Genomic DNA, 23,608 nt, shown 5'->3' on the forward strand with positions numbered 1-23,608 from the left:
AGCTACCTCAGCGAGAAGAGAGCTGTGATGTCAGCGATTTATTGCCCTATAACAAAGCGCCCATTCAATCACCAGGCGGGTAGAAATACCCGCTTACGTTTTTGAGACAAAATCAGGCAATTACGATATTGCGCTCAGCGCATCTTACAACGAAGAACGCGATCGTGATTTTCTTTTAACTGACTATTATTACACTCTGCAGCCTAGCTATATTTACTCAACTCAACAACATCCGAATGGCCTGAACATCGAGACAGCGGATGATATTAACCAGCTGCGGATGTGTGGCCTTTTGGGCTATAACTACACAGGGTTCAGTGTCGATGATAGCCAGGTGAGAAAGTCAGCAAAAGACTTTAAGCAACTGGTAAAACAGACGCAAGCAGGGCGCTGTGATGTATTTTTAGCACGCTACGAGATACTCGCAGGGTTCAAAGCAGCACAAGGCATTGATTACCTCGCTGGCGGGATGCAAGTCGAGCCGATTCCCGGCAATATGGGTGATAAGTTCCATATGATGATTTCGCGTGAACACCCAGAGGCTAATGAGATAAAAGCATTGCTCGACCAAAACTTTGAATCCATGCGCCAGTCCGGTCAATTAAAATCAATACTTGATGGTTATTTAGACTAAATGGTTATTTAAATTAAACGTGCGAACTTAACGCACGTAAATCGTAATAAAAAAGGTGCAATCGCACCTCTTTCTTTTCTCTTTTTGCCGCAGTTGATGAAATCGCTAGGTTTTAAACTTCTCCATTTGCCCTTTGATATCCTCACTGAGCGTCAGCACTTTATCAGTGCGCGTGGCATTATCTTGCGCCCCTTCTGTAACCTGATTAGTCGCTTCTGAGGCCTCGTTAATCGCTTGGCTGACTTCATCGATGGCCTGACGCTGCTCATCGGTTGCTTGCGAAATCTGGCCGCTGCGCTCAGAAATATCCGTAATGGTTTCGCGCACTTGGCTAACGGATTCTTGTGATTCTGATACGCGTCCTGCGGTGCTTTCTAGGATGCTACTAATACGATTGATTTCTTTTTCAACCGATTCCGTTGCGTCACTCAGTGACTTAATGTTGGATTGGATTTTCTCAGTCGATTCGCTGGTTTTCACTGATAAGCTACGCACTTCATCGGCGACAACCGCAAACCCTCGCCCTTGTTCGCCCGCTCGTGCCGCCTCAATCGCGGCATTCAATGCTAATAAGTTTGTTTGTTCTGAAATATCGTTGATCACGTTGACGACATCTGAAATTTTCTCACCCTCTTCTAACAGCTTGTGCATTTCAGTATTCACATTTTCCATCTCAGTACGCATGTTAATAATTTCAGACGCTGAACTTTCAATAGTGCCGTAGACTTGATTGACAAGGTCGGTTGCATTGGCAGCATGTGTCGCTGCATCATTCGCTGTATCCGCAACCGTTGCTATCGACTGATTCATTTGTGTTGCGGCCGCAGCGACGGTAGACAGGCTCTGTTTTTGCTGTTCTAAACGCTCGGCGTTGGTTCGTGCCATTTGTCCACTTTCTGCTGAGACGCTGGCGAGATTAATCGATGCCTGTGTCACTTCATTGACGATCTCACGAAGAGAGGCGGTGAAATGATTAATATGTTCGGTTATCTGAGCAAATTCTTTATACTTTGGCGCGGGGATAACTTTAGAAAGATCGCCATCGCCACTGGCCAATTCACGGACTCTAGCAGTGAGATCATTGAGTGGTTTCACCACCGTTGCAGTGAGTGCCAGAATTAAGAACACAATAATGACAAGATCGAGCACGACGAGTTCGATAACGCTTCGTGTCAGTGTGTCTGTTAGTGCGGCTTCTAATCGCTCAGTGTTGTAGAAAACTTGCAATGTACCGACTTGATTGGTTTCGCCATATTCGGTGAATGACAGCTCATTCTCTTTCAGCATCATCGACTCGTACATCGATTTTTCACCATCACCAATCTCTTTTGCCTGCCTTTCACCGTCTTCGCCATTGTCTTGGCCAAGACGCAAAAACACAATGGCTTCGCCTTGTTTATCAAGCACTCTTACCGCTTTTATATCTGGCGCTTTGAGCTCGGCAGAAATGGATAACTTCGCCGCTTCCAAATCAAAATCCCAAATCGCTTTTGGGAGACTGAGGTTCATTCGGTTGGTGGCGTTAGCCACGGTGGTTTCAAGCGCGCTACTCAGTTCCTTTTTCGTGCTCTGGTAATCAATATAACTTGATATGCCTAACACGATAGAAACAGCAATAACCACTTGAGTGACAAATATTGCTTTAAGACTCTTAAACATAGCGCTACTCTTCCATTTGTCTTTGCCGCACGATCCATTTCGATCGCTTTTATTGGTCAGGGAGATTATTCGCCCAAACGTTCTTTCATTATCTGTTCGATATCGATTTTCTTGAGCCCTTGATTAACGATATCGCGCCACTTTTTTCCCGCCTCATTGTTAGCAAATGCGATATGGAGTTGTTTGTCGACGAGAAGCTTTTTGTTCATTTGTAGATTGGCTTTTACTGCACTAAGGGCAGGATCATTCTCTTTGAGGTAATCCAGAACGTTGGCATCAACCACCGCGAGAGGGATACGCTCTCGGCCCACTTTTTGTAGGTTTTGGGTATCGCTGGTGACGTCGGAGGATTTTAATGAGCCATTCGCAATACGGGCATCTAATTCCGGTGTGTTGACGTAACCACGGACGACACCAATCGTGTGAGGTGCAAGATCATCAAGCGTTGACCATTCGATAGGGCGGTTAACGTTTTCAACAAAACCCAGTGGCCCGGTTCCTATAGGATCAGAGAAAATGAGATCATCTGTCCCATAGTGATACTCTGGGAAGTACCCTGCATATTTGGCATCGTTTTTTACCAGGTACACGGTGCGCGACCAAGGATAAAACTCGACATTTAGCTCATGACCCATGGCCTGAACCGCTGCGCGCACAACAGCGACAGAGGCGCCTTGATCCGGTAAGTTTTTACCAGAATAAGGGGGCCATTCAAGAGATGGCATAGTCAGCACATCGGCACGAGCGGGTGTCGTGATCAGTAGTAATGCTGAGAAAGCGAGTGTGAACAGGTGTTTGAGCATGGTGCCTCCAATTTTTTTATCTTCTTATAAGCGTAGACGAGATAAAAAATATGAGCGTCGTGATCTTTTTTTACCTGTGATAATCGTGTGATTAATGTCTATAACGTGATGAAAGCTATAAATTTATATGCACGCTCAGCGTTTACATTGATAGCTAAATCATCAAAGAGAAAAAGGATAGACCTTAAATTGTCTATCTTTTCAGTAAATACCCTATGTCGACTAGACAAAAATGCCGCTGTGATTACAGCGGCATGATAGCGGTTAATCGCGGACTAAACTGACGTTTGAATAGTTTTGATAGCCACGTAGCATGACGTGGTATGTCACGTTTTGCTGCGCATTTAGTGTGCAGTTTTCATTATTGCCGTTGTTGTAGGGGCGGCAATCCCAATTGCTGGTGGTCGGTTTGCTTCCTTCCTTGACATAAAGGTCTGCATCACCAGATCCACCACTCATGCTGACGTTGACACTGCGGCTACTATCCACGGTAAATGTAAAAAAAGTCTCGCTTCCACTGCCACCGGCTAAGCCTGTAATAGGCTGGTTTGGTAGAAGTACATTGTTAGTGTTATCGTCACAACTTGCGCTAACACCTACCGCGTTAAAGGCGTCAATGACATCTTGCTCGTTATAAGCCAGGTCTTTGGCGGCTTTTGCTACGCCACATGCACCCTGATCAAATGTACTATTTGCGGTCCAATATAGTTGGTTAGCCGTAGTAAATATTTCGAAGCCTTTACGAACATCCCAATTCGTTTTGTTGGCTAGTAGATAAAAGGCACGGTTGTATACACCGCTTGAGTGGTGAACATTCATGCCATCACGATATTGGCCGGCGTCATCAATCGAGTTGCCATCGCGAGAAGGCTGCTCAAAGTAACGGAGCCCACCGGAGCTTTTAAAGATATCGGCACCAACCAGCCAATCGACATCACCATGCATATAAAATTCAGCGGCTTCGCCAGCGATATCAGAGAAAGCTTCATTTATCCCGCCTGACATGTCAGCGTAAATTAGCCCCGAGTTTTGCTCCGTAAAGCCGTGACTAACCTCGTGAGCACTGACGTTGATATCGACCAAGGGGTAAAAAGTGTTTTGGCCATCGCCAAACGTCATTGAACGACCATTCCAGAATGCATTTTCGTAATTGTTGCCATAGTGCACTCGCATGGTGAGTTGGAAGCTAAGTGGCGCGGTATTCATCCAGTCCTTGTACATGTCAAAGACAACATTTCCAAAGTAGTGCGCGTCATTGAGCGGCGAATAGGCACCATTAACATATTTTTTATCGTTGTAATTACCGGTGTCCGTGCAAGGGTAGGAAAAGGCAGTGCTACCGGAGGTACCATTGTCTAAATCGACCGTTTTGACTTTGTCGTTTTCAAGTGTACAAGTACTGCCGACTTTATCGATAGGCAGGCCATCATAGTCGGTGCCATAAGTATACTGACCAGTCTTTTCATTGCCGCCCGGCCCGGTGCCGACTGCCGAGGCATGGTTGATGCCGTCCCATTGTTTTAAGATCTCGCCTGTATTAGCGTCAATTATATAAAATGGTCGGGTTGGATCATTACCAGCTACAAAGAAATCAACGAGGTAGACGAGTTGTGCATTTTGTTGATCATCGAGCCTCACCACCAAGCGGGTGTTTTCGTTTTCGAAAGGTGCGGAAGTAAGTGTCTTCTGGCTTTGCGTAAAATCGGCTTTGGCCGCTTCTAACGCAGACTGGCTGTTGAGCGCGGGTGACACATTAACAATGTCATTCGCTACGCCTTGGGCCATGGTGCCGTAAACGTCGCTCCGTTGGCCCTGCTTTTCTGTCGCAACAACAGCCGTGTCAATAACCGGCACACCTTGAAAGGTTTGTTGGTAGCGGACTTTGATTTTGCCATTTGGCAAGGTGACACGCTTGACCTCTTTAAATCCTAAAGGATTCGTTTGCGATCCTGACGGTGCATAAACGCCAGTCGGTTGATTCAAAACTTGGTTGAGTATTGTTTCGTCAGTAACGTTAATGAGATCGGCACTCACAGCGGGAGTGCTAATGGCCATGCCAGAAGCGATAAGCCATGCTAATTTAGATAATTTCATGTTATTGCCCTAATTGTTGTTGAAAGATTCCTTTCTTCCCAACCGCACAATAGGAAGGCGAACGTTTTAGTCCACTTCTCTAACGTGACCTATCAACAGCTCTCTTTACAAGCTTGTTACAATTAGTTGTGTAAACAAACACTGACATGGTCGGACCGTTTTAAATGCAATAGCGTGTTCAACCTTGCTGTGAACCGTTTATCTAAAAGAGGTTATGGTTATTGATTCATCAATGACCAGAATTATTTACAGAATAAATGACTATTTAGTTATGAGAGACTGGCCGCAAATTTAATGTATAGCATGGTCGACGAGATAAGCGAGGGTCACTTGAGCGTGACCCTCGTCGATGTCATGCCTGTTATCTATGGCGTACGACGCTGACTAGACGATTGTGATTTAGTCAGGGGCTGGTGATCATTTGGCCAAAACAGAGAGGTTGGGCGTTGTTTTATTTGGTTGATAACGGCGGATCGGACCGATGCGATGTCTAGCTCGCAGTTACGCGAGCGCAGCGCGACGAATAATGCGAGGCCAAAGCTGACCCACAGATTGATAAAGCCAATCATCAATACAAAAAATAGACTGGATAAAACAGTCAACCACGACTGGTAATCGCTAATATGCGCATAGGCCGCATGGGAAGAAGAGAAGGCAACATGGCGAATATCAAGCGGAACGTCAATAAGATAGCCTAAGTAACTGGTCATGCCTAAAAGCACACCAAAAATAAAGTTACCCCCCAATGCGCCATAGTTTTGATGAATATACAGCGCTATCCGCTCTCGTCGTTGAAGCGAGATTGCGCGGAATAACGGATGGCCGATTAACCGATCTTTCAACTCAATGTAGTCCGCCCGATTATCGAGTATGCCGGTAATAATACCTGACAAAAATAGCCAGACCCCAGCGATAGCGGCGTAAAGCCAGGCTAAACCATGGATCGGATGAATCGCAGCGGTTTGATAGGCCACTTGTTCGCTGTTTAGTACCGGATTGCCATATAAATGGCTAAAAAGCAGACTAACCAACACACTTACGATAATTGCCGCGGTGATATTGCCCCAGACTGCAAACCACTGAGAACGATTCACATTGATCAGTAACCGTGCCAGCTTTTTACTACGCGTGCGCCCTTGTTTGTTCTTTTCCACATGTGCAGCAAAGTTTGCCGCGGTCATCGCCGGCTGCTTGGTGGCAATGGTAAAGTGTAAAATGTGCACCAGCATAAAGCCGACGCCGTAGTTTAAACTGACCAGTAATGCATTATTGAGTGGTGATAATTGCAGGGTCTCGATATACATTTTTACCCATGCTAACAGGGCAATAATCACCCCTGCGCCGCAGGCGCCGCGCAGAATTTTAAAGTAATCGTTTTTGGTTTTGGCGATATAATGCTCGCCGTGGTTGCTCTTATTTTGTGTCACGCTTTGTGCGAATGTGCGGGTACTTTTGCGATAAATCGCGCGCACACTGTTGCGTTCAGTCACTGAAATAAGCAATTGCCGCCAGAGGTTTAATACGCAGCGTGCTTTTTGGTGTGGATGCCGAAAGTCTAGGATTTGGATCAGTAGCACCATTCGGTTTAACGTTTGATCCAAGCGCTCAAGCATACGTGAGGCGTGCGCAGAGAAGCCCATTTGGTTAATACCACGAGCTCGGATCCGCTTAACCTGCTGCTGACATTGCTCAATTATCACCCAAAAATGTGCCCTGTCTTTGGGATCCAACGTGTCGTTTTTAATCGCGTTCACAAGTTGGTGGGTTTCACGCTGCAATGCAATGAATGGCGAATCAACCTCGCTGAGACGTCGATCAATGCGCAATAACTCTGGATCCAATTCCTCCGCGGCAATCCAGATAGAGAGCATTTCTAGCGAATAACACAACTCGCTTTTCATATAAGCCCCGGTTGAGCGAATTGCTTCTGGGGCGGCACTTTTTACTAAGAGGCGGTATAGCTTAAACCAGCACTTATGAGAGATGGCTTTGACCCACGCTTTATCTTCCCCTCCTACAAAGTAACTTAATAGGTCGTTAATATCGTTACAGCGCTTAGGCGGCGGATTGACTTTGTTATAAAGACGACGAAAAATATCGGTAACAAGACCGTTTTTAGAGAAAATCCCCAACTGCACAAACGCCGGTGACAGCTTTATTTTTTTGGCTTCATTGCACACGCTGTTGGCAAAGAGCGCGGCTTGAGAGGGGGAGTTGGCTAACGCTAAGACAAGCTGCTCAAGACGCAATTCTGCCAGCTTTGGCTCTCCTTCACGAAGGTAGGTAAAGAATACATCAAGGCGCTCCGTGTCATTGGCACAGAGAGAGAAACCGTCTATCACTTTAAAGGCCGGTGTAATCGCAGGCATAAATCAATTTTCTTATCAGTAGATAGTCAACGCTCGCGTAGTCTACAAGAGCGAGAAAGCAGGGGGAAGCGAAAGCGCGCTTAGATCACATTTAGGCTACTCCCCAAGGTGTTCCACGCATGGCGCTGGATTGCTAAGCAAATCGAAAGCCGTTTGTTGTGACCCAGTCGCAGTTTTAGGGAAATATCGCTGGTTGTGAGCACAGCCAAAGCCTACGGTGGGTGGCTCGGAAAGTACTTTTCCGCGGCATCGTTTGCCTTTTCTGGAGTTTTGCCGAATATGATGAGTTTCACGAATCCGGTAGGTTCCGGCACGTTATGGTTTCACAACTTGGCCACTGCAGAGGGAACACCGGTAGCTTATGATCCTCAGGCGCGTGCTTTTCTGCCTATGCCACCATTTTGTGCCAACCGTGTCATTATAGGATGTAATTGGATAGCGCCTGAAGAAGGTGCTTTTTGCCGGGCTTGCGCAATGACAGCACTCGCACCAGATCCTGACATACCTAACGCCATTGATTACTGGGCAGAAACGGAAGCGGCTAAACGCTGGGTCATCGATAACTTAGGGCGGTGGCATTGGTTCCGACCAGAAGATCCTGGTACACGGCCTACCTTTCATATGCTCGCTGATGGTAATACGTTGGCGGCAATGGGGCATGGGGATGGCGTGGTAACAATGAGCGTTTCTGAGGCCGATCCTGTGGTGCGTATCTCCCGCAGGGAAGCCTTGGATGAACCGTATCGAACGCTGATAGGCCATATGCGCCATGAAATTGCGCATATGCTTTGGTGGCGCTTAAGCCTTCGAGAAGATTTTCTTAATGCATTTCGTGAGATGTTCGGGGACGAACGTATCGATTACACCACGTCGCTGGAAAATCATTATCATCAAGGGCCACCGGTAGGGTGGGAGCAGGCGTACATCACTTCTTATGCATCGGCTCACCCCCATGAAGATTGGGCGGAAACGGCAGCAAGCCTATTACATCTTACTGATATCACTGATAGCTTTGTGGCCTCGGGGCTTGTGTCGCCGGAGATGCCTAGCCACGGCTGGGATCCCTATGCCGAGCCTGACACGGAGCTGCTGGTTCATGTGGCCTCTGCCATTGTGATGCGAGTAAATCATATTAATCGATCCATGGGCTTGTCTGACGTTTATCCCTATGTATTGTCTGAGACTGCCCATCGAAAGCTTGCGTTTGTACATGACTGGCTTCGTCGTGGCGCGCAGGGGCGATGAGTTTTATATAGGTCAAAGGCCTTAACGAACATCTACTTGGAATGGTGTCTTTAAAAGACGATGGATGGGAATAGGATGCATCGCATCAACGTTGGTCCGTTTCCGATGCCTCAGTATCAAATAAAAGGAGTTATAAATATGGCGATTACGCCTAAATCAGACATGTCACCAGAAGTTTTGTCCTGGCGAGATCCCTCTATGGACTCTGTCCAAGGAACTGAAACCCCCAAAGATCCAAACAAAGGTTACATTGCGCTATTAGGGTGGAGTGTCAACGCAATTAAAGCGGCCCAGAAATTTGATCGTCGCTATATCGTGGTTGCACCTGAGTGGGCGCGAGATTTTTGTACTGCGAACAATATCCCGTTTATGTCATGGGATTTCCTTCGACTTGATGACACTTCTATCGAGCTTGCTAGAAAACTCAAGGCTGAGGGCGTCGATGTCGCTGTGCCACTGTTTGAAGAAACGGTTGAATGGTCCGGCGCGATCAACTCTGTACTGCTTGATAATCCTCGGATGTACGGGCAATCGATTTTATTCCGTGATAAAGCGCTAATGAAACGTCGAGCTCAGCTTGGCGGTATTCGTGTCGGCATTTTTGAAGAGGCGCATGAAAAAGAAGATATCGTGCGATTTATGAAGCGAGTTAATCAAACATTACTCAAACTTGACGGCGATCCAGACGATCCAATTCATGTCAAAGCGTTTGATAAAGCGGGTTGTTTAGGACATCGCATGCTGCGAACCGTTGACGAAATCGATGCTATCCCGGCTGAAGAATACCCGCTGCTTATGGAAAGTCATCTCGATGGATGGGAGTTTGCCGTTGAAGCCTGGATTCACGATGGCAAGATCATGTTCTTAAATATTTCTGAATACGTCACACTCGGCTACTCGGTGTTTGTGCCTGCGACAAAAGAGCTCGAGAGTTGGCGAGACGCGATTACTAAGCAAATTGAGTTATTGATTAAAACCTTTGATATCCAGTTCGGTCAGATCCACCCAGAATACTTTGTGACCAGTGACGGCACTATGTACTTTGGTGAGGTCGCCTACCGCCCACCGGGATTTAAAGCGTTTGAGTTGATTGAGCGAGCTTATGGCTTTAATGCTTATCAGGCTTCATTTTTGGTGTTTGATCCTAAGAGCACAAAAGAAGAAGTTGACGCTTTCTTCCCGCGTGAAGTTGTTGATGCAAAAGGCTATGCTGGCTGCTTTGGCGTATATCCCAAACGGCGTGTCGTCAGTCAGTTAGAGATGCCAAAAGAGTGTATAGAACATCCCTATTTTGATTTCCATGAGCTTCAAGCGCCTGCTGAAGAGACGGTTCCAGAGCGAGATGCGTTTGGTACCCACTGGGGGCTGGTGTTCTTCTTCGGGGATGATCCGATCAAAATGCGGGATTTATTAAAAGCGCAAGAAGACTTGGATTTTTACGTCTAGTACGTCTTGATAAAACCTTGCTTATCCTCCGCAGCCTGGGTTAGAGGCGTCTCTAACCCAGGCTTTTTTGTGGGTGTTACCCATGCGATACCGTGAAGGGTTAAATCATCACCGCAAACGACTCATAAGGGGCCAGTTTGTAGGTAGTACTTAACTGTTTGACCGGATCCATGTTGTAGCTAAGGCAGGTTAAGGCCTTATCGTGCCAGTGTGCGGGGAGGGTGATGGTTTGCTTTTCCTCACTAAAGTTGCTGACCACGAGAATACGATGGGTGTCGTCGAAGCGCTCGTAGGCGATCACGTCAGGGTGGGCTTCTTCCACAGGCGCAAACTGGCCATATGCAATCACTGGGTATTGCTTGCGCAGCTTAATCAGCTCACGGTAGTGATAGAGCACCGAGCCACTGTTTTCAGTCGCTCGTGCCACATTGATGGTGGTGTAGTTAGGATTAACCGGTAACCACGGTGTTCCTTGGGTAAAGCCTGCCTGCGGTGCGTTATCCCATTGCATCGGGGTACGGGCGTTATCGCGACTGTTTTGGTATACCGCCTCCATCATGGTGTCGGGATCAACGCCTTCTGCAACACGCAAGTCGTAAAAATTGCGGGTTTCGATGTCGTGATAATCGTCGATAGACGGGAAGGCGACATTGGTCATCGCAATCTCTTCCCCTTGGTAGATATAGGGCGTGCCTTTCATTAAGTGCAAGGTTGTGGCGAGCATTTTTGCTGAGCGTGTCCGGTACTCACCGTCGTGACCAAACTTGGATACGGCGCGGGGCAAGTCGTGGTTGTTCCAAAACAGCGAGTTCCAGCCAGTATCAGCTAACTCTTGCTGCCATTTGAACAGTACCTGTTTAAGGGCGGCGACATCCAGCGGCACAGGCTGCCATTTGTCCCCGTCTTTCCAGGTGACGGTAATGTGTTCAAATTGGAACACCATGGAGAGTTCATCGCGGTTCGGTGCGCTATAAAGCTTGGCAATCTCCGGCGTTGCGCCCCATGTTTCGCCGACGGTGAGCAAGTCTTTGCCGCCAAATGTTGCTTGGTTCATCGCCTGCAGCAGAGGGTGAAGGCGCGGGCCGTTGCCAGTGATGCCTTTGTCGATCTCTTTACCAATTAAATCTATTACATCAAGGCGGAATCCCCCAATGCCTTTGTCAATCCACCAGTTCATCATCTTATACACGGCGTCATGGACGGCGGGGTTTTCCCAATTCAGATCGGGCTGACGTTTGGAGAACAAGTGAAAGTAGTACTGCTCGGTGTTTGGCTCCCATTGCCATGCGCTGCCACCAAAAATTGAGCCTTGATCATCCGGCGCACTGCCATCGGGTTTGGCATCACGCCAAATGTAAAAGTCGCGATAGGGACTGTTTTTGTCTTGAAGCGCAGCTTGGAACCAAGGGTGTTCGTCGGAGGTGTGATTGACTACCAAATCCATTACGATTTTGATGCCGAGCGAGCCGGCTTTATCAATCAAGCGCGTCATGTCTTCCATGGTGCCAAATTCAGGCGCGATCGCGCAGTAATCGGAAATGTCGTAGCCATTGTCATCCATCGGCGATTGGTACACCGGTGATAGCCATAACACATTGACGCCGAGCCAATGTAAGTAATCGAGTTTCTCGATAATTCCGTTCAGATCGCCAATGCCATCATCATTGGTGTCGTAAAAACTACGTGGGTAGATTTGATAAACAACGGCATCATGCCACCAAGCGTACTGCATACCCATTACCTCTTTGTTTTTTATCAGTTTGAACACGCGTTCGATAATGGATATGAATGTACCTGCCCAAGACGGGGATTAAAAATAGATAACTCTCTCTTTGTTATAGCTATATGGCTATACCAAAGAGTGAAAATAAACCTATTTAACGGCTATGATTGATGCGAGTAAGTGTTTTAAACTATAACGGTTAAAGCAAAAATGTGAACGGTGATGCAATGGACGTAGAAAAAGCGGCAAGTTATTTTTTGGCTGTGGCTGAGAGTGGCAGCATCAAAGCCGCAGCGTTAAAGCTAGGGATCAGTCAGCCTACATTGACCGCGCAAATCCAAAAGTTAGAACAGCGTCTATCAAGCCAATTATTAATAAGGCATCCGCGTGGTGTCAGTATGACGGCTGCTGGCGAGCTTTATTATCAGCACGCAACGGCCCAACACGCTGCGCGCCAACGATTACAAGCACAGTTGCATGTGCTACAAGCCAGAGAGGCCGGACAGGTTAAGCTAGGGACGGGAGAAGCCTGGTGGCCTTTGTTTGTCGAATCGGCGGTGGTGGCGTATCAAGCCGAGCATCAGTGTTCGGTGCATATTGAGTTTGGTAATCGGTTGGCATTAATGTCATCGCTTTTAAATGGCGATATTGATGTTTTTATTGGCCATGAAATCAGTGAACTAATTGCCACCAGTCAGGTGCGTTTTACCCCTTTGTTCCAAGATACAGAAGCTTGGTTTGCACATCAGGATCATCCCTTGTTTGACCAATTGAAGCGCCACCATCAGCCGGTGTTGTCAGCGCATCTTTTTGACTGGCCATTATTGCGAGTGACACCCGATCATCCTCGCCATGCCCATTTACTTTCTCGTCCTTTACCACCGTTGCTAAACCTTCACCCGCATGCCTTTGATCTCGACTCACTCTCAGCCAGCATCTCGTTGTTGCAACGTACGCATGCTCTCATGCCTTACACCGATAAAGCCGCGTCATTTCTCGGCGCTAAGGGAATTAACATGCTTTGGGTTAATGCAGAAAAACGGGGCAACGTGGGTGTTTATACCGCGTACGGGGCGACAAGCGATAAAGTCTCGCAGTTCGTTACGTGTCTGCTGGAAAGCGGGACTGACTGGATGGCGAGCGATGTCGATTGAGCACCTCTTACCAGTGTGGGGCAGCTTATTGACGAATAAAGTGCTAGACTAGAGTGCTTTTGTCGCACATTGAATTGGTCGTGCTGGCTGCAAATGTAGGGATGAGTTAGCCGGCTCCATATTTCAGTGGCGACATCAATGGCATCAATAGGTAGGGCCAATTACCAATTTGGCCACTGCGCTGCTAATTTGTGGCGCAAATCACATGCAGTACCTTTATTATCAAAGGAAAGATGATGGTAATTCCAGAAAACAGCAGTATTGTTATTTTTGGTGCATCTGGCGATCTCACCTTCCGCAAGCTGATCCCAGCCCTGTATCATTTGTATGCGAACAAACAGCTGCCTGCGTCTTTCGCAATTCTTGGCGCAAGCCGCACCTTCTATAGTGACGAGTCGTTCCGTGACAAGCTCCGTCGCTCGATGCAAGAGCTTGAAGAAACCGATCCTGCCACGCTCGACGCCTTTATGGCGCACGTGCATTATCAATCGTTCAATATCTCTGACACCCACGAATATGGCGCGCTAACAGGGCGTTTAGACGAATTGTCCGAACAATATGGTTTCACCCAGCGTAATACGCTGTTTTATCTTGCTACGCCGCCGAAGCTGTACAACTTTATTCCTGCCTGTCTAGCCGCACATGGCCTGAATGATGAAAGTAACGGTTGGAAACGCTTGGTGGTCGAAAAGCCGTTTGGTTACGACTTAGCCTCCGCTCGTCAGTTAGACAAAGACATTCACGCCTACTTTGCAGAGCATCAGATTTACCGTATTGACCATTACTTAGGCAAAGAAACGGTACAGAATCTGTTGGTTTTCCGTTTCTCCAATGCGATGTTCGAGCCGCTTTGGAATCGCAACTTCATTGACTATGTTGAAATTACCGGTGCGGAGCATCTTGGCGTAGAAGGTCGCGGTGGTTATTACGACCAGTCGGGCGCGGTTCGGGATATGTTCCAAAACCACCTATTGCAAGTGTTGTCGCTCGTGGCGATGGAGCCGCCTGCACAGATCAATGCTGATGCAATGCGTGATGAGGTGTTTAAAGCGCTGCAATCGCTTGAGCCGCTCTCTGAAGACGACTTGCACAATAACTTGGTGCTGGGCCAGTACACTGAATCGCAAGTTGGCGGCAAAGCATTACCCAGCTATCGTGATGAGCCAGGTGTGGCGGAAGACTCGCGCACAGAAACCTACGTTGGTCTTAAGATGTTTATCAACAACTGGCGTTGGAATGGGGTGCCATTTTACGTGCGCACCGGTAAACGCTTACCGACGCGCGTGACCGAAGTGGTGATCCACTTTAAACAGACCCCGCATCCCGTATTCGGCAAAAATGCGCCCGAAAACCGCTTGGTGATCCGTATTCAGCCCGACGAAGGCATTCAAATGAGTTTCGGCCTGAAAGAGCCGGGTGCTGGCTTTAACGCCAAAGCGGTAAACATGGATTTTCATTATACGTCGCTGGAAGAAACCCAGATGCTGACGGCTTACGAGCGTTTATTGCTTGATGCCTTAAAAGGCGATGCAACCTTGTTTGCCCGCAGTGACGCGGTGGAAGCCTGCTGGCAGTTTGTTGAGCCAATTCTCCAATACAAGGATAATGGCAAAGCGCTATATGGTTATGCCTGTGGCACTTGGGGGCCGAAAGAAGCCGATCACTTGCTGGCGCGAGACGACCATGCGTGGCGTTTCCCCTGCAAAAACCTCACAGACACGGAATACTGCGAACTATGATCAATGCCCGTATTTTTGATGACGCCGACGCGGTGGTCAATCACTTAGCTGACGCGATGCAAGCGTTCAGCGAGCAAGATCGTGCCGTACACATCTCGCTATCGGGTGGCAGCACGCCCAAAATGCTGTTTAAGCGTTTAGCTAGTGATGACTACGCCACGGCGATTCAGTGGCAAAACTTGCATTTTTGGTGGGGCGATGAGCGCTGTGTGGCACCGGATGATGCCGAGAGCAACTTTGGCGAAGCCGACAAACTGCTGTTTAGCCAGATTCGCATTCCAGAAGAGAACATTCATCGCATTCGTGGTGAAGACGATCCGGACGTGGAAGCCGCGCGCTTTAGTGCGGAAATGCAAGCGCTGATCCCAAGCGAAAACGGCACACCTGTGTTTGATTGGATCTTGCTGGGCGTCGGTGGCGATGGCCATACGGCCTCGCTGTTCCCGCACGATCCTCAGTATGACAATACCGCCCTGGCGCTGGTGGCCTCGCATCCTGAATCGGGGCAAAAGCGTGTATCAAAAACCGCCCGTGTTCTGCGCGCGGCGAAGAAAATCAGTTATCTGGTGTTGGGTGAAGGCAAACAAGCGATCGTGCATGAGATCGCCACACACGAGCCTACCCAACTGCCATACCCTGCCGCCAATATCCGCAGTGCCAAAGGCACGACGGAATGGGTACTCGATGCCGCGGCAGCAAAAAAATTACCAGAACAGAATTAATGGAGAGCACGATGAAAGGTGATATTGGCGTAATTGGTTTGGCGGTCATGGGCCAAAACCTTATCCTCAACATGAACGACAACGGCTTTAAAGTCGTGGCACATAACCGTACCGCGGCCAAAGTCGATGAGTTTCTTGAAGGCCCAGCCAAGGGCACTAACATCGTTGGCGCTTATTCGCTGGAAGAGCTGGTTGAGAAGCTAGAAACGCCACGTAAAGTGATGCTGATGGTTCGTGCCGGTGATGTGGTCGATACCTTTATCGACAAACTGACGCCATTGCTTGAGAAAGGCGACATCATTATTGATGGCGGTAACACCAACTATCCAGATACCAACCGTCGTGTGGCAGCGCTGCGAGAAAAAGGCATTCACTTTATCGGTGCCGGTGTGTCTGGCGGTGAAGAAGGCGCGCGTTTTGGGCCATCAATTATGCCGGGTGGCTCTGAAGAAGCGTGGCCAGCGGTGAAACCTATCTTCCAAGGTATCGCAGCAAAAACCGATACCGGCGAGCCATGTTGTGATTGGGTTGGACGTGATGGCGCCGGTCACTTTGTGAAAATGGTGCATAACGGTATCGAATATGGCGACATGCAGCTGATCACCGAGGCGTACCAGTTCATGAAAGACGGCCTTGGTATGAGCCATGATGAAATGCAGCAGGTGTTTACCGACTGGAACAAAACCGAGTTGGATAGCTATCTGGTCGAGATCACGTCGGATATCTTGGGTTATAAAGACCAAGACGGTGAGCCATTGGTTGAGAAAATTCTCGACACCGCGGGTCAAAAAGGCACCGGTAAATGGACTGGTATCAACGCGCTGGATCTTGGCATTCCGCTGACCCTGATCTCTGAATCGGTATTTTCGCGTTGCTTGTCAGCATTGAAAGATCAGCGTGTTGCGGCAGAGAAGCTATTTGAAAAACACATCCAGCCGGTTGATGGTGACAAAGCCGAGTGGGTTGATGCGCTGCGTCAAGCGCTGCTGGCGTCAAAAATTATCTCTTACGCGCAAGGCTTTATGCTGATGCGTGAAGCGTCAAACGAGAACGGCTGGGATCTCAACTACGGCAACGTCGCGCTGATGTGGCGTGGCGGCTGTATTATCCGTTCGGCCTTCTTGGGTAACATCCGTGATGCCTTTGCTAAGGATCCTGACTTGGCCTTCTTGGGCTCAGATGCGTACTTTAAAGGGATCTTGGATAACTGTTTAGCGGCATGGCGTAAAGTAGCGGCGAAATCGATGGAAACCGGTATCCCAATGCCGTGTACTACATCGGCGCTGACCTTCTTGGATGGCTACACCACCGCTCGTTTGCCAGCCAACCTGCTGCAAGCCCAGCGTGACTACTTTGGCGCGCACACTTATGAGCGTCTCGATAAGCCACGTGGTGAGTTCTTCCACACCAACTGGACGGGCACCGGTGGTAACACTGCCTCGACGACGTACGACGTGTAACGTACGACGTGTAACGTACGACGTGTAACGTGGCAGACTAAGTCACTGCTCGTAGCAATAAATAGAAAAGGGATGCATTGGCATCCCTTTTTGTTGGCATAAGCAATAAACTCGCTTAGCATAGGCGAAAAAGGAGAACCTATGCCGCGTCCTAAAATGCCCCGCCGTATCTGCGGGAAACCGCATACCAACTGTTTTAAACCCAACGCCATTCCACTCAGTGAGCTAGAGACGGTGACCATAGGTTTGGATGAGTTCGAAGCCATGCGCCTTGTTGACCATCAAGGGATGCAGCAACTGCAAGCCGCGGAAGTCATGGGCGTATCTCGTCAAACGTTAGCCAACCTGGTTAAACGCGCCCGCGCCAAAACCACCGCCTGCCTCGTAGAAGGCAAAGCACTGGTGTTTGAGTCAGAAGAGTAGTGTTGGGTTAATCATTTACAAAAAAAGGTCTGTGCTGTATGTGACTAACCAAGGTGCTTTTATGGTTTACTAAACTGTATTTTCACGTCAATGATTGCCGTGAAAATAGGTATTTTTAAACTAATGCTTCCACTTAGTTATTGTCATTCATCATGCGACTTAGCAAGGATGAGCGCGTGTTCGAAAAAGTATTTTGTCGCACGACGTTGCAGCTTGATTCGAACACTCTCCACGTCTTGACGTGACTTTCTTCATTTTTCTCTCACAGAATAGTTTGCATATGCCATAAATCAGGCGTATTTTTAGCATATGCCATTTATATAAAGAGAGAACGGAAGATGACAATTGCTATTGCGATGAACCAAGACCGTCCTGCGGGACATTTTATGAAGGCCGAGCACTTTGCGCTGTTTGACGACGATGGCCAAGCACTCGCTCAGTTCGCCAACCCACGTGTAACAGAAGGTTGCGGTGCCAAAAACGCCTTGATAGCGATGCTGAAAGCTAACCAAGTAACACGTGTGGTGACCCGTCATATTGGCGAGCATGCGTTAGCGGGATTATTTGATGCTGGCTTACACGTGTATCAGTTAACCAATGGTCGTTTAAATCCTACCCAGTGGTTGTCGCCTGCGTACTGGCAACCGCTTACGGATGCGAGTCAAGGGCGGCCGGCGTTGCAGCGAATGAAGCAACAGCAACAACAGCAACCACAACAACGGAAAGCAGCGTGTCATTCAGGACGTGGGCGAGGGTGTGGCGCGCAAGATAGTGGTATAGGTGGTCAACATCGGGGGTGTGGACATGGACAAGGTCAACGAGGTCGAAACAGTGGCCACGGTTGCGGTTGCCATGAATAAGCAACCTGTTATCCCGCCGGATTCCCATCATCAGTGTGTGGCTTGCAGTGACAACGGGCTGTTTAATCTTAAATTTTATCAAGACGATAACAACGCCGTGACCGCAAGCGTATGGTTAGAAAGCACTTGGCAGGGGTATCAAGATCAGCTGCACGGTGGGGTCATTGCCACGCTTTTGGATGCGGGGTTGACCTATTGTACTTTCTTGTTTGCCCCGCAAAGTGTGACAGCGTCACTTAATATTCGCTATCACCATCCGGTGCCTATCGCTGTTTATGGTGAGGTGCGTGCCTGGTGTGTGAAAGCGAAACACGGTATGAGTCGGTTAGAGGCAACGCTGACCGTTGCAGACACTGTGTGTGCCAGTGCAACGGCAAGCTTTATGCAAACACGCGCGTCGTAAGCGTCAAAAACTAGCTGACGGCGCGGCGTAGGCGATCATGCACGGCAAGCCACGCTTCGCCATGAGGGGGCTGGGCGAGCCAGATTTCATCGACGCCCAGTTGGTCGGCTTGGGCGAGTTGGTGATATAACGCTTGCCCGTAGCGCGCGGCGTCATCCGGCATGGCAATGCAGACCAGATCATCCCGTGTCGGGGCTTCGCCAAAGTGAAGCAAGGCCGCGCGTTTTTCCGGATGGGGCGCAGGGAGATCAGACAAGTCCGCAGCCACCATCTGCAACCGGGTGTTGGGTTGGTAATGGCTACCGACATTGCCGGGTACTACGCTATCGTGCTGCTCGGGGGCGTCGACTGTTTCACCCAGCACGGCGCTCAACTCGCTGACGGTGATGGGACCGGCGCGAAGTACACGGAATGGACGCTTGGTAAGATCGACAATGGTCGATTCCAGCCCATGCTGGCAAGGGCCGCCATCAATCACCGCGGCGATTTTTCCGCCTAAACCATGCATCACTTGCTCTGCCGTGGTGGGGCTGAGCTTTTTATACGGGTTCGCTGACGGGGCGGCAACGGCAAGCTGATGGGTGGCGAGCAGGTCCAATAACACAGGTTGCGCGGGAACGCGAAGTCCAATGGTATCTAATCCACCCGTGACGACCGGTGAAACATGCTCGGCACGTGGCAGCAGCAGCGTCATCGGCCCTGGCCAGAAGGCATTCGCCAGCTTATATGCTTCATCCGGGATCGGCGTTGCCCACTCGGTGATCGATGCGACGTCACCGAGATGAACAATCAAAGGATGATTGGCGGGTCGCCCTTTGGCGGTAAAAATGCCCGCGACGGCGTCTGGATTGCTGGCATCCGCTGCCAGACCGTACACGGTTTCTGTAGGCACCGCGACTTGTTCGCCGGCTTTTAGCAGCTCGGCGGCTTGTGTTAGGTCCGTTGAACACTGCGCTGAGAGAAGTTGCGTTTTCAACGACATGCTCCGTTTTATGTTGCTACGTTCAGGTGATACCACTGACCCGAGCGATCGCGTTGCCATACTGCACCTTGCGCATCAATTTGCATCAAGTACAGCCAGCCGTGATTCGCCAGCGCGGCTATATCGTTATGGCGTGCAAGTATACTATCAATTGCCTCCCGAGGGGCAGCGATAAATACGCTTAATCGCACTGGCTGGTGGCGATATCGACGGCCATCGTGCACGGATTGATGCGATAAGCCAATTCGCAAGTCACCACCATTCCCTTCAAACACCCCAATGTGCCCACCCACGATGTTGTGCAGCAATTTGTTTCCGCTGCCAAATTTTTCCGGTGCGGTAACAGAAGCAAAGTACTGCAAGTTGATCCAATTGGTCACCACCATGGGCGCGGTGAGGATTGCCGTAAGCTGGCTAAAGTCACTGTCTCTATGCCAGTCGTAGTCGTGTAAAAAGCTGCGACCTTGCAAATTAATCTGTCGAGACAGGGTGCGCGGGCCCACGATTAACGCGGCGTTGTCACACAGTCCCCATTCAGGGCGCATTTGTGCCCAATCTTTGGCCCGTGTAGCAAAGAAGCGTTTGAGCTTGGATGGCTGGGTAGGCGTTTGATCAAACTGGTTGGCGCGGGTTGCACGTGCTTGCTCGCTCGCAGCGGCCAGCCAAGTTTGCCATTGGGCATGCTCTGGAGCGTGAAAGACATCCAGTGCGTCGGTGGTGGTGTTGTGCATGGCGGCATAAAAACGGGTGCTGGCGGGAATCGTTACGCCTTGCTGTGCCATGGCATCACGCACGTCGGCATCGTTAAGAAGCTGTGCGAGTACGCGGACATTCACCTCACCGGTTTGTCCACCGCAAGCACCACAGTCAAGCCCTGCTGCATGAGGGTTGTTACAGGTTTCACTGCCATGACCCACCAACAAGACGGCATCGGCTAAATGGTCAGCAATGCCCATGGCGCGCAAGATACCAGTGCCTAGCTCTGCTTTTTCTGCTGGGGTTAACGGCGTATTGTCACGGGTGAGCGCCCAATCACTGTCAGTATGGCTGAGCCGATTTAGCGGGTTTTCGGTGCCAGAAATGCGTAATGCGCGTTTTAATAGGCTTACGAGCTTCAGCATGCCACCGGCTTCGACCATCCCTAAATTGGCGGCGGGCGCATCAAGGCTACGTTGCCAGCCGAGCTTGGTCATTCGTAACCAGCGCTCGGGGGTAGCATGGGTTTGTGAGGCGGTGATCGCCGGTGCCAATAAGCCGGGCAGTTGCGGGCGTTGAATCTGGCTATCAGTGGGTTGATAGGCGATCGGCAAGCCAAAAAAGCCAGCAAAGCCAAGGGTTTGAATCCGATCAGATTGTGCTTCTAACGCGCGACGCATCGGTTCAGAGCGCACATCGATACAAAACACAGCTTGCAGCGTAGGCGAGGTGGCGAGAGTGTCGACACTGGCCTGCGCGGACAAGGCGTGTGCCCAAGGGCGCTGCTGACTGATTTCCAGCGCTTGCTGCCAAATCCACAGTGGCGCGAGCTGTTGTTGTGCTTGGTGATACCAATGGCGCACATTCACCGCTTGGTGGTGCATGGACTGACGAATGCTTGCCCACGCCGCTTCACGGTGTTTAGCAAGCCAGCGTGCCAGCACTGTATCCCAAGCGAGTAAAATCGCGAATAGGCCCATGCCATGATCTTGTTGTTCACTGTCACTGAGCTGTTGCTGCCAATCTAACCAAGCCTGCCAGCTTGCCCAACCTGATAAACCATGCATCAGCGCGTGGCAATAGGCCAAGTTACCGTTTGGGTCATGAAGAATCGGTTGCCAAAAGGCGGCCGCTTCAGCGATCAGTGCATCCATTTGGGTGGGTAGAGCGGCGAAATCGGCGAGCAAATCCACGCCAGTGAGGGTTTTAATGCCTTTATCTTGGCTCACCACACTCAACCAGCATTGATAAAGGTGTTCACCGCCTTGGCCTTGGGCATCAAAGCGCTGTGGGTATTGGTGATAAAGCGCGAGAAACTGGCTCACTTGCTGCTGGATTTCTTGCTGCCACGATAAGCCTTCTTGTGTTTCCCGAGTGCGGTCACACAACTCAGCCAATGGCTTCCAACGCGGGAGGTTACTGCTATGAATGCGCAGTGCACGCAGACAATCACTCACTGTTAATGCGCTGCCAGAGGTTGAAATGGCCTCGGCAAGGTGTGCCTCACTAATGGGCGATTGCCAATGCGACAGATAGTACGCCGACGGCATTAGCGGACAGTGGCCACTTAACACCGCTTGCTCAGCAAAGACTTGCTCAATGGGGGTAAAGCGTTGCGGCCACCATGGGTTCACCGCAATCATTTGATCCAACGGCCAGCTTGGCGCAATCGCTACGACCGCTTGCTGGGTGGCATCGCGAAAATCGCTCACATCGAGGGACTCAGGGTGTGCAGATACGTTGGGCGTTTTCGCAATCATTAACGCGTCTCCTTATGCGGTTGCCATTGGGTCGTTTGTAGTTGGATTAAAGAAGCACTCGGCCACCATTTGAGTGTTAGGCGCGTCGCCCACTCATCAAGGTAAGCCCCGGCGTTCAGCCAAATAAACAGGCGGTTGACCCACGCTTTGTGAGGCCAGTACTGGACCGCCAGTGATAGAGCAAACAGCGCGATAAACAGCGCTAGCGCAAAGGCATCGGCAAATAAATAGGTGGCATTTCCGCCCGCGACAAACACAATCAAGCTATGTTTAACGGCGGCGTAGAGCCCAAGCAGGCCAAGGGCAAACATGCTACTGAGCAGCACGCGTGTCGGGCGAGCAGCGCCTGGGCGGGTAAAGGCCGGTAATAGCAGCATGGTCATCGCCATCCACAGCAACCAACCGGCTGCCAAACTATTTAAAATACCAACACTTAGATGCACGGCGACAATCAAACCGGCGGCGGTGGCCATCGCGGCAAGCCAATGGCAGCGACGCGGAACTGAGGCGTCAGCCAGTTGGGTGGCGAGCCAATGATTCACGCCATTGCCGCTGTTGAGGAAAGAAAACGCTTTGTAGAAAGAGTGCGCCAGCAAGTGAAGCAATGCCAACTCGTAAAGACCTAGGGCGATTTCGACTAACATCAGACCCATTTGTGCGACGGTCGACCACGCCAGTTTTACCTTAATGCTCACGCGTGTCAGGCTCACCAGTCCCGCCACCAGCGTACTGATGCCTGCGATAACCAGCAGGGCAAGGCTGGCACTGGGGCTTGCCGCGAGCACTGGCGCGAATAGCATCAATAAGATCCCGCCAAGATTCACAATGCCTGCATGCAATAAGGCAGAGACAGGCGTTGGTGCTTCCACCACTTGAATGAGCCAACCGTGCAAGGGCAGTTGAGCGCACTTGATAATCGCCACGCCCACCAACATAAAGGCGGCGATGCTTACAGACAGCGTGTGAGGCTGCTGGCTGACTTGAAACATCAATTGGTCAATCTGTGCGGTTTGGTAGTGGAAAAACAACAGTAAAAATGCGCTACCGAGTAGCAATTCGCTCAAGCGGGCGAGCAGCATTTTTTTGTGTGCCGCGAGTTGGGCGCGAGGCCGATGCGGATAGAAAAGAATTAAGCGACCCAATGAGAGGCTAACTGCCACCCAAGCGAGCCAAAACAGCAACAGGTGATTGCTGACTAAAACCAACAAGACTGCCGACAAGGTGAGCAGTAAGGATAAAAGAAAACGGTGTTTGTCGGCTTCGCCCGCAAACGCAGTGGCACTGTATCGCCATATAACACCGCCAAGAAGAGCAACCAGTGCGAGCAGCACCAGTTTGAGCGGAGTGACGAGAAATAGGGATAACATGACTTACCTCACAGCAATAGTTATGCGAACCATTGTGAAAACTTACTACAGTTAAGTAAAATACATAAT

At 49.8% G+C, this 23,608-nt stretch carries 18 protein-coding genes; 10 read left to right on the forward strand and 8 right to left on the reverse strand.

Annotated elements, in window-relative coordinates; genetic code table 11:
• The first annotated feature begins 85 nt into the window (after positions 1 to 85).
• A complete protein-coding gene (locus BZJ21_RS03990) occupies positions 86 to 634 on the forward strand; it encodes a substrate-binding periplasmic protein (protein WP_269087432.1) in 549 nt (182 codons plus the stop codon).
• 105 nt (positions 635 to 739) lie between these two features.
• On the opposite strand, the gene BZJ21_RS03995 is transcribed toward BZJ21_RS03990, so the two are convergent.
• From BZJ21_RS03995 to BZJ21_RS04010, 4 genes are all read right to left on the reverse strand, one after another.
• Positions 740 to 2,293 (reverse strand): methyl-accepting chemotaxis protein, encoded by a 1,554-nt coding sequence (locus BZJ21_RS03995; protein WP_077669171.1) that lies wholly within the window; start codon positions 2,291 to 2,293, stop codon positions 740 to 742.
• A gap of 65 nt (positions 2,294 to 2,358) precedes the next feature.
• Positions 2,359 to 3,096 carry a substrate-binding periplasmic protein gene (locus BZJ21_RS04000; protein ID WP_077669172.1) on the reverse strand — a complete coding sequence of 246 codons (738 nt, stop codon included), beginning with the start codon at positions 3,094 to 3,096 and terminating at the stop codon, positions 2,359 to 2,361.
• A gap of 264 nt (positions 3,097 to 3,360) precedes the next feature.
• The gene (locus tag BZJ21_RS04005) at positions 3,361 to 5,190 is read right to left on the reverse strand and encodes a M4 family metallopeptidase (RefSeq protein ID WP_077669173.1); all 1,830 of its coding nucleotides are present in this window, start codon (positions 5,188 to 5,190) and stop codon (positions 3,361 to 3,363) included.
• 365 nt (positions 5,191 to 5,555) lie between these two features.
• Entirely contained in the window at positions 5,556 to 7,559 is a 2,004-nt protein-coding gene (locus tag BZJ21_RS04010) for a hypothetical protein (protein WP_077669174.1), read from the reverse strand.
• 474 nt (positions 7,560 to 8,033) lie between these two features.
• On the opposite strand from BZJ21_RS04010, the gene BZJ21_RS04015 reads away from it, so the two are divergent.
• Positions 8,034 to 8,804 (forward strand): putative zinc-binding metallopeptidase, encoded by a 771-nt coding sequence (locus tag BZJ21_RS04015; RefSeq protein WP_199878876.1) that lies wholly within the window; start codon positions 8,034 to 8,036, stop codon positions 8,802 to 8,804.
• Positions 8,805 to 8,942: 138 nt separating this feature from the next.
• Positions 8,943 to 10,250 carry an ATP-grasp domain-containing protein gene (locus tag BZJ21_RS04020; RefSeq protein ID WP_077460709.1) on the forward strand — a complete coding sequence of 436 codons (1,308 nt, stop codon included), beginning with the start codon at positions 8,943 to 8,945 and terminating at the stop codon, positions 10,248 to 10,250.
• A 100-nt stretch (positions 10,251 to 10,350) separates the two neighbouring features.
• Here BZJ21_RS04020 and BZJ21_RS04025 read toward each other — a convergent pair whose 3' ends face one another.
• Positions 10,351 to 11,982 carry a glycoside hydrolase family 13 protein gene (locus BZJ21_RS04025; protein ID WP_077669209.1) on the reverse strand — a complete coding sequence of 544 codons (1,632 nt, stop codon included), beginning with the start codon at positions 11,980 to 11,982 and terminating at the stop codon, positions 10,351 to 10,353.
• A 218-nt stretch (positions 11,983 to 12,200) separates the two neighbouring features.
• Here BZJ21_RS04025 and BZJ21_RS04030 point away from each other — a divergent pair, with 218 nt between their 5' ends.
• The 7 genes from BZJ21_RS04030 (at position 12,201) to BZJ21_RS04060 (ending at position 18,734) form a co-directional block, all read left to right on the forward strand.
• Positions 12,201 to 13,127: a LysR family transcriptional regulator gene (locus BZJ21_RS04030; RefSeq protein ID WP_077576735.1), complete on the forward strand. Its 927-nt coding sequence runs from the start codon at positions 12,201 to 12,203 to the stop codon at positions 13,125 to 13,127.
• Between the two features lie 236 nt (positions 13,128 to 13,363).
• Positions 13,364 to 14,866, forward strand: a complete 1,503-nt coding sequence (gene zwf / locus BZJ21_RS04035; RefSeq protein ID WP_077460712.1) for a glucose-6-phosphate dehydrogenase — start codon at positions 13,364 to 13,366, stop codon at positions 14,864 to 14,866.
• Positions 14,863 to 15,588 carry a 6-phosphogluconolactonase gene (gene pgl / locus BZJ21_RS04040; protein WP_021023568.1) on the forward strand — a complete coding sequence of 242 codons (726 nt, stop codon included), beginning with the start codon at positions 14,863 to 14,865 and terminating at the stop codon, positions 15,586 to 15,588. Before zwf ends, pgl begins: the two co-directional genes overlap by 4 nt.
• Before the next feature lie 11 nt (positions 15,589 to 15,599).
• Positions 15,600 to 17,048: a decarboxylating NADP(+)-dependent phosphogluconate dehydrogenase gene (gene gnd, locus BZJ21_RS04045; protein ID WP_077669175.1), complete on the forward strand. Its 1,449-nt coding sequence runs from the start codon at positions 15,600 to 15,602 to the stop codon at positions 17,046 to 17,048.
• A gap of 141 nt (positions 17,049 to 17,189) precedes the next feature.
• Positions 17,190 to 17,471 carry a DUF134 domain-containing protein gene (locus tag BZJ21_RS04050; RefSeq protein ID WP_021023566.1) on the forward strand — a complete coding sequence of 94 codons (282 nt, stop codon included), beginning with the start codon at positions 17,190 to 17,192 and terminating at the stop codon, positions 17,469 to 17,471.
• 338 nt (positions 17,472 to 17,809) lie between these two features.
• On the forward strand, positions 17,810 to 18,331 hold the full coding sequence (locus BZJ21_RS04055; RefSeq protein WP_077669176.1) for a NifB/NifX family molybdenum-iron cluster-binding protein: 522 nt from the start codon (positions 17,810 to 17,812) through the stop codon (positions 18,329 to 18,331).
• On the forward strand, positions 18,324 to 18,734 hold the full coding sequence (locus tag BZJ21_RS04060) for a PaaI family thioesterase (RefSeq protein ID WP_236719512.1): 411 nt from the start codon (positions 18,324 to 18,326) through the stop codon (positions 18,732 to 18,734). Before BZJ21_RS04055 ends, BZJ21_RS04060 begins: the two co-directional genes overlap by 8 nt.
• A 10-nt stretch (positions 18,735 to 18,744) precedes the next feature.
• On the opposite strand, the gene BZJ21_RS04065 is transcribed toward BZJ21_RS04060, so the two are convergent.
• Genes BZJ21_RS04065 through BZJ21_RS04075 form a run of 3 tightly spaced genes read right to left on the reverse strand, consistent with a single transcriptional unit; the run spans position 18,745 to position 23,539 of the window.
• Complete coding sequence (locus tag BZJ21_RS04065) at positions 18,745 to 19,716, reverse strand: L-threonylcarbamoyladenylate synthase (protein ID WP_101494547.1); 972 nt, start codon at positions 19,714 to 19,716, stop codon at positions 18,745 to 18,747.
• An 8-nt stretch (positions 19,717 to 19,724) separates the two neighbouring features.
• Entirely contained in the window at positions 19,725 to 22,172 is a 2,448-nt protein-coding gene (locus BZJ21_RS04070; protein WP_077669178.1) for a DUF2309 domain-containing protein, read from the reverse strand.
• A complete protein-coding gene (locus BZJ21_RS04075; protein ID WP_077669179.1) occupies positions 22,172 to 23,539 on the reverse strand; it encodes an NADH-quinone oxidoreductase subunit L in 1,368 nt (455 codons plus the stop codon). Before BZJ21_RS04075 ends, BZJ21_RS04070 begins: the two co-directional genes overlap by 1 nt.
• Between the last annotated feature and the right edge of the window lie 69 nt (positions 23,540 to 23,608).

The sequence above is a fragment of the Salinivibrio costicola subsp. alcaliphilus genome, from assembly GCF_001996185.1.
GTDB classification, from domain to species: Bacteria; Pseudomonadota; Gammaproteobacteria; order Enterobacterales; family Vibrionaceae; genus Salinivibrio; species Salinivibrio costicola.

Bases quoted from the DNA above. Each gene is read 5' to 3' on its own strand.
- BZJ21_RS04020 (WP_077460709.1), top strand. From the start codon at position 8,943: ATGGCGATTACGCCTAAATCAGACATGTCACCAGAAGTTTTGTCCTGG.
- BZJ21_RS04030 (WP_077576735.1), top strand. From the start codon at position 12,201: ATGGACGTAGAAAAAGCGGCAAGTTATTTTTTGGCTGTGGCTGAGAGT.
- BZJ21_RS03995 (WP_077669171.1), bottom strand. From the start codon at position 2,293: ATGTTTAAGAGTCTTAAAGCAATATTTGTCACTCAAGTGGTTATTGCT.
- pgl (WP_021023568.1), top strand. From the start codon at position 14,863: ATGATCAATGCCCGTATTTTTGATGACGCCGACGCGGTGGTCAATCAC.
- BZJ21_RS04025 (WP_077669209.1), bottom strand. From the start codon at position 11,982: ATGCAGTACGCTTGGTGGCATGATGCCGTTGTTTATCAAATCTACCCA.
- zwf (WP_077460712.1), top strand. From the start codon at position 13,364: ATGGTAATTCCAGAAAACAGCAGTATTGTTATTTTTGGTGCATCTGGC.
- BZJ21_RS04065 (WP_101494547.1), bottom strand. From the start codon at position 19,716: ATGTCGTTGAAAACGCAACTTCTCTCAGCGCAGTGTTCAACGGACCTA.
- BZJ21_RS04015 (WP_199878876.1), top strand. From the start codon at position 8,034: ATGACAGCACTCGCACCAGATCCTGACATACCTAACGCCATTGATTAC.
- BZJ21_RS04005 (WP_077669173.1), bottom strand. From the start codon at position 5,190: ATGAAATTATCTAAATTAGCATGGCTTATCGCTTCTGGCATGGCCATT.
- BZJ21_RS04000 (WP_077669172.1), bottom strand. From the start codon at position 3,096: ATGCTCAAACACCTGTTCACACTCGCTTTCTCAGCATTACTACTGATC.
- gnd (WP_077669175.1), top strand. From the start codon at position 15,600: ATGAAAGGTGATATTGGCGTAATTGGTTTGGCGGTCATGGGCCAAAAC.
- BZJ21_RS04055 (WP_077669176.1), top strand. From the start codon at position 17,810: ATGACAATTGCTATTGCGATGAACCAAGACCGTCCTGCGGGACATTTT.
- BZJ21_RS04050 (WP_021023566.1), top strand. From the start codon at position 17,190: ATGCCGCGTCCTAAAATGCCCCGCCGTATCTGCGGGAAACCGCATACC.
- BZJ21_RS04070 (WP_077669178.1), bottom strand. From the start codon at position 22,172: ATGATTGCGAAAACGCCCAACGTATCTGCACACCCTGAGTCCCTCGAT.
- BZJ21_RS04075 (WP_077669179.1), bottom strand. From the start codon at position 23,539: ATGTTATCCCTATTTCTCGTCACTCCGCTCAAACTGGTGCTGCTCGCA.
- BZJ21_RS04010 (WP_077669174.1), bottom strand. From the start codon at position 7,559: ATGCCTGCGATTACACCGGCCTTTAAAGTGATAGACGGTTTCTCTCTC.
- BZJ21_RS04060 (WP_236719512.1), top strand. From the start codon at position 18,324: ATGAATAAGCAACCTGTTATCCCGCCGGATTCCCATCATCAGTGTGTG.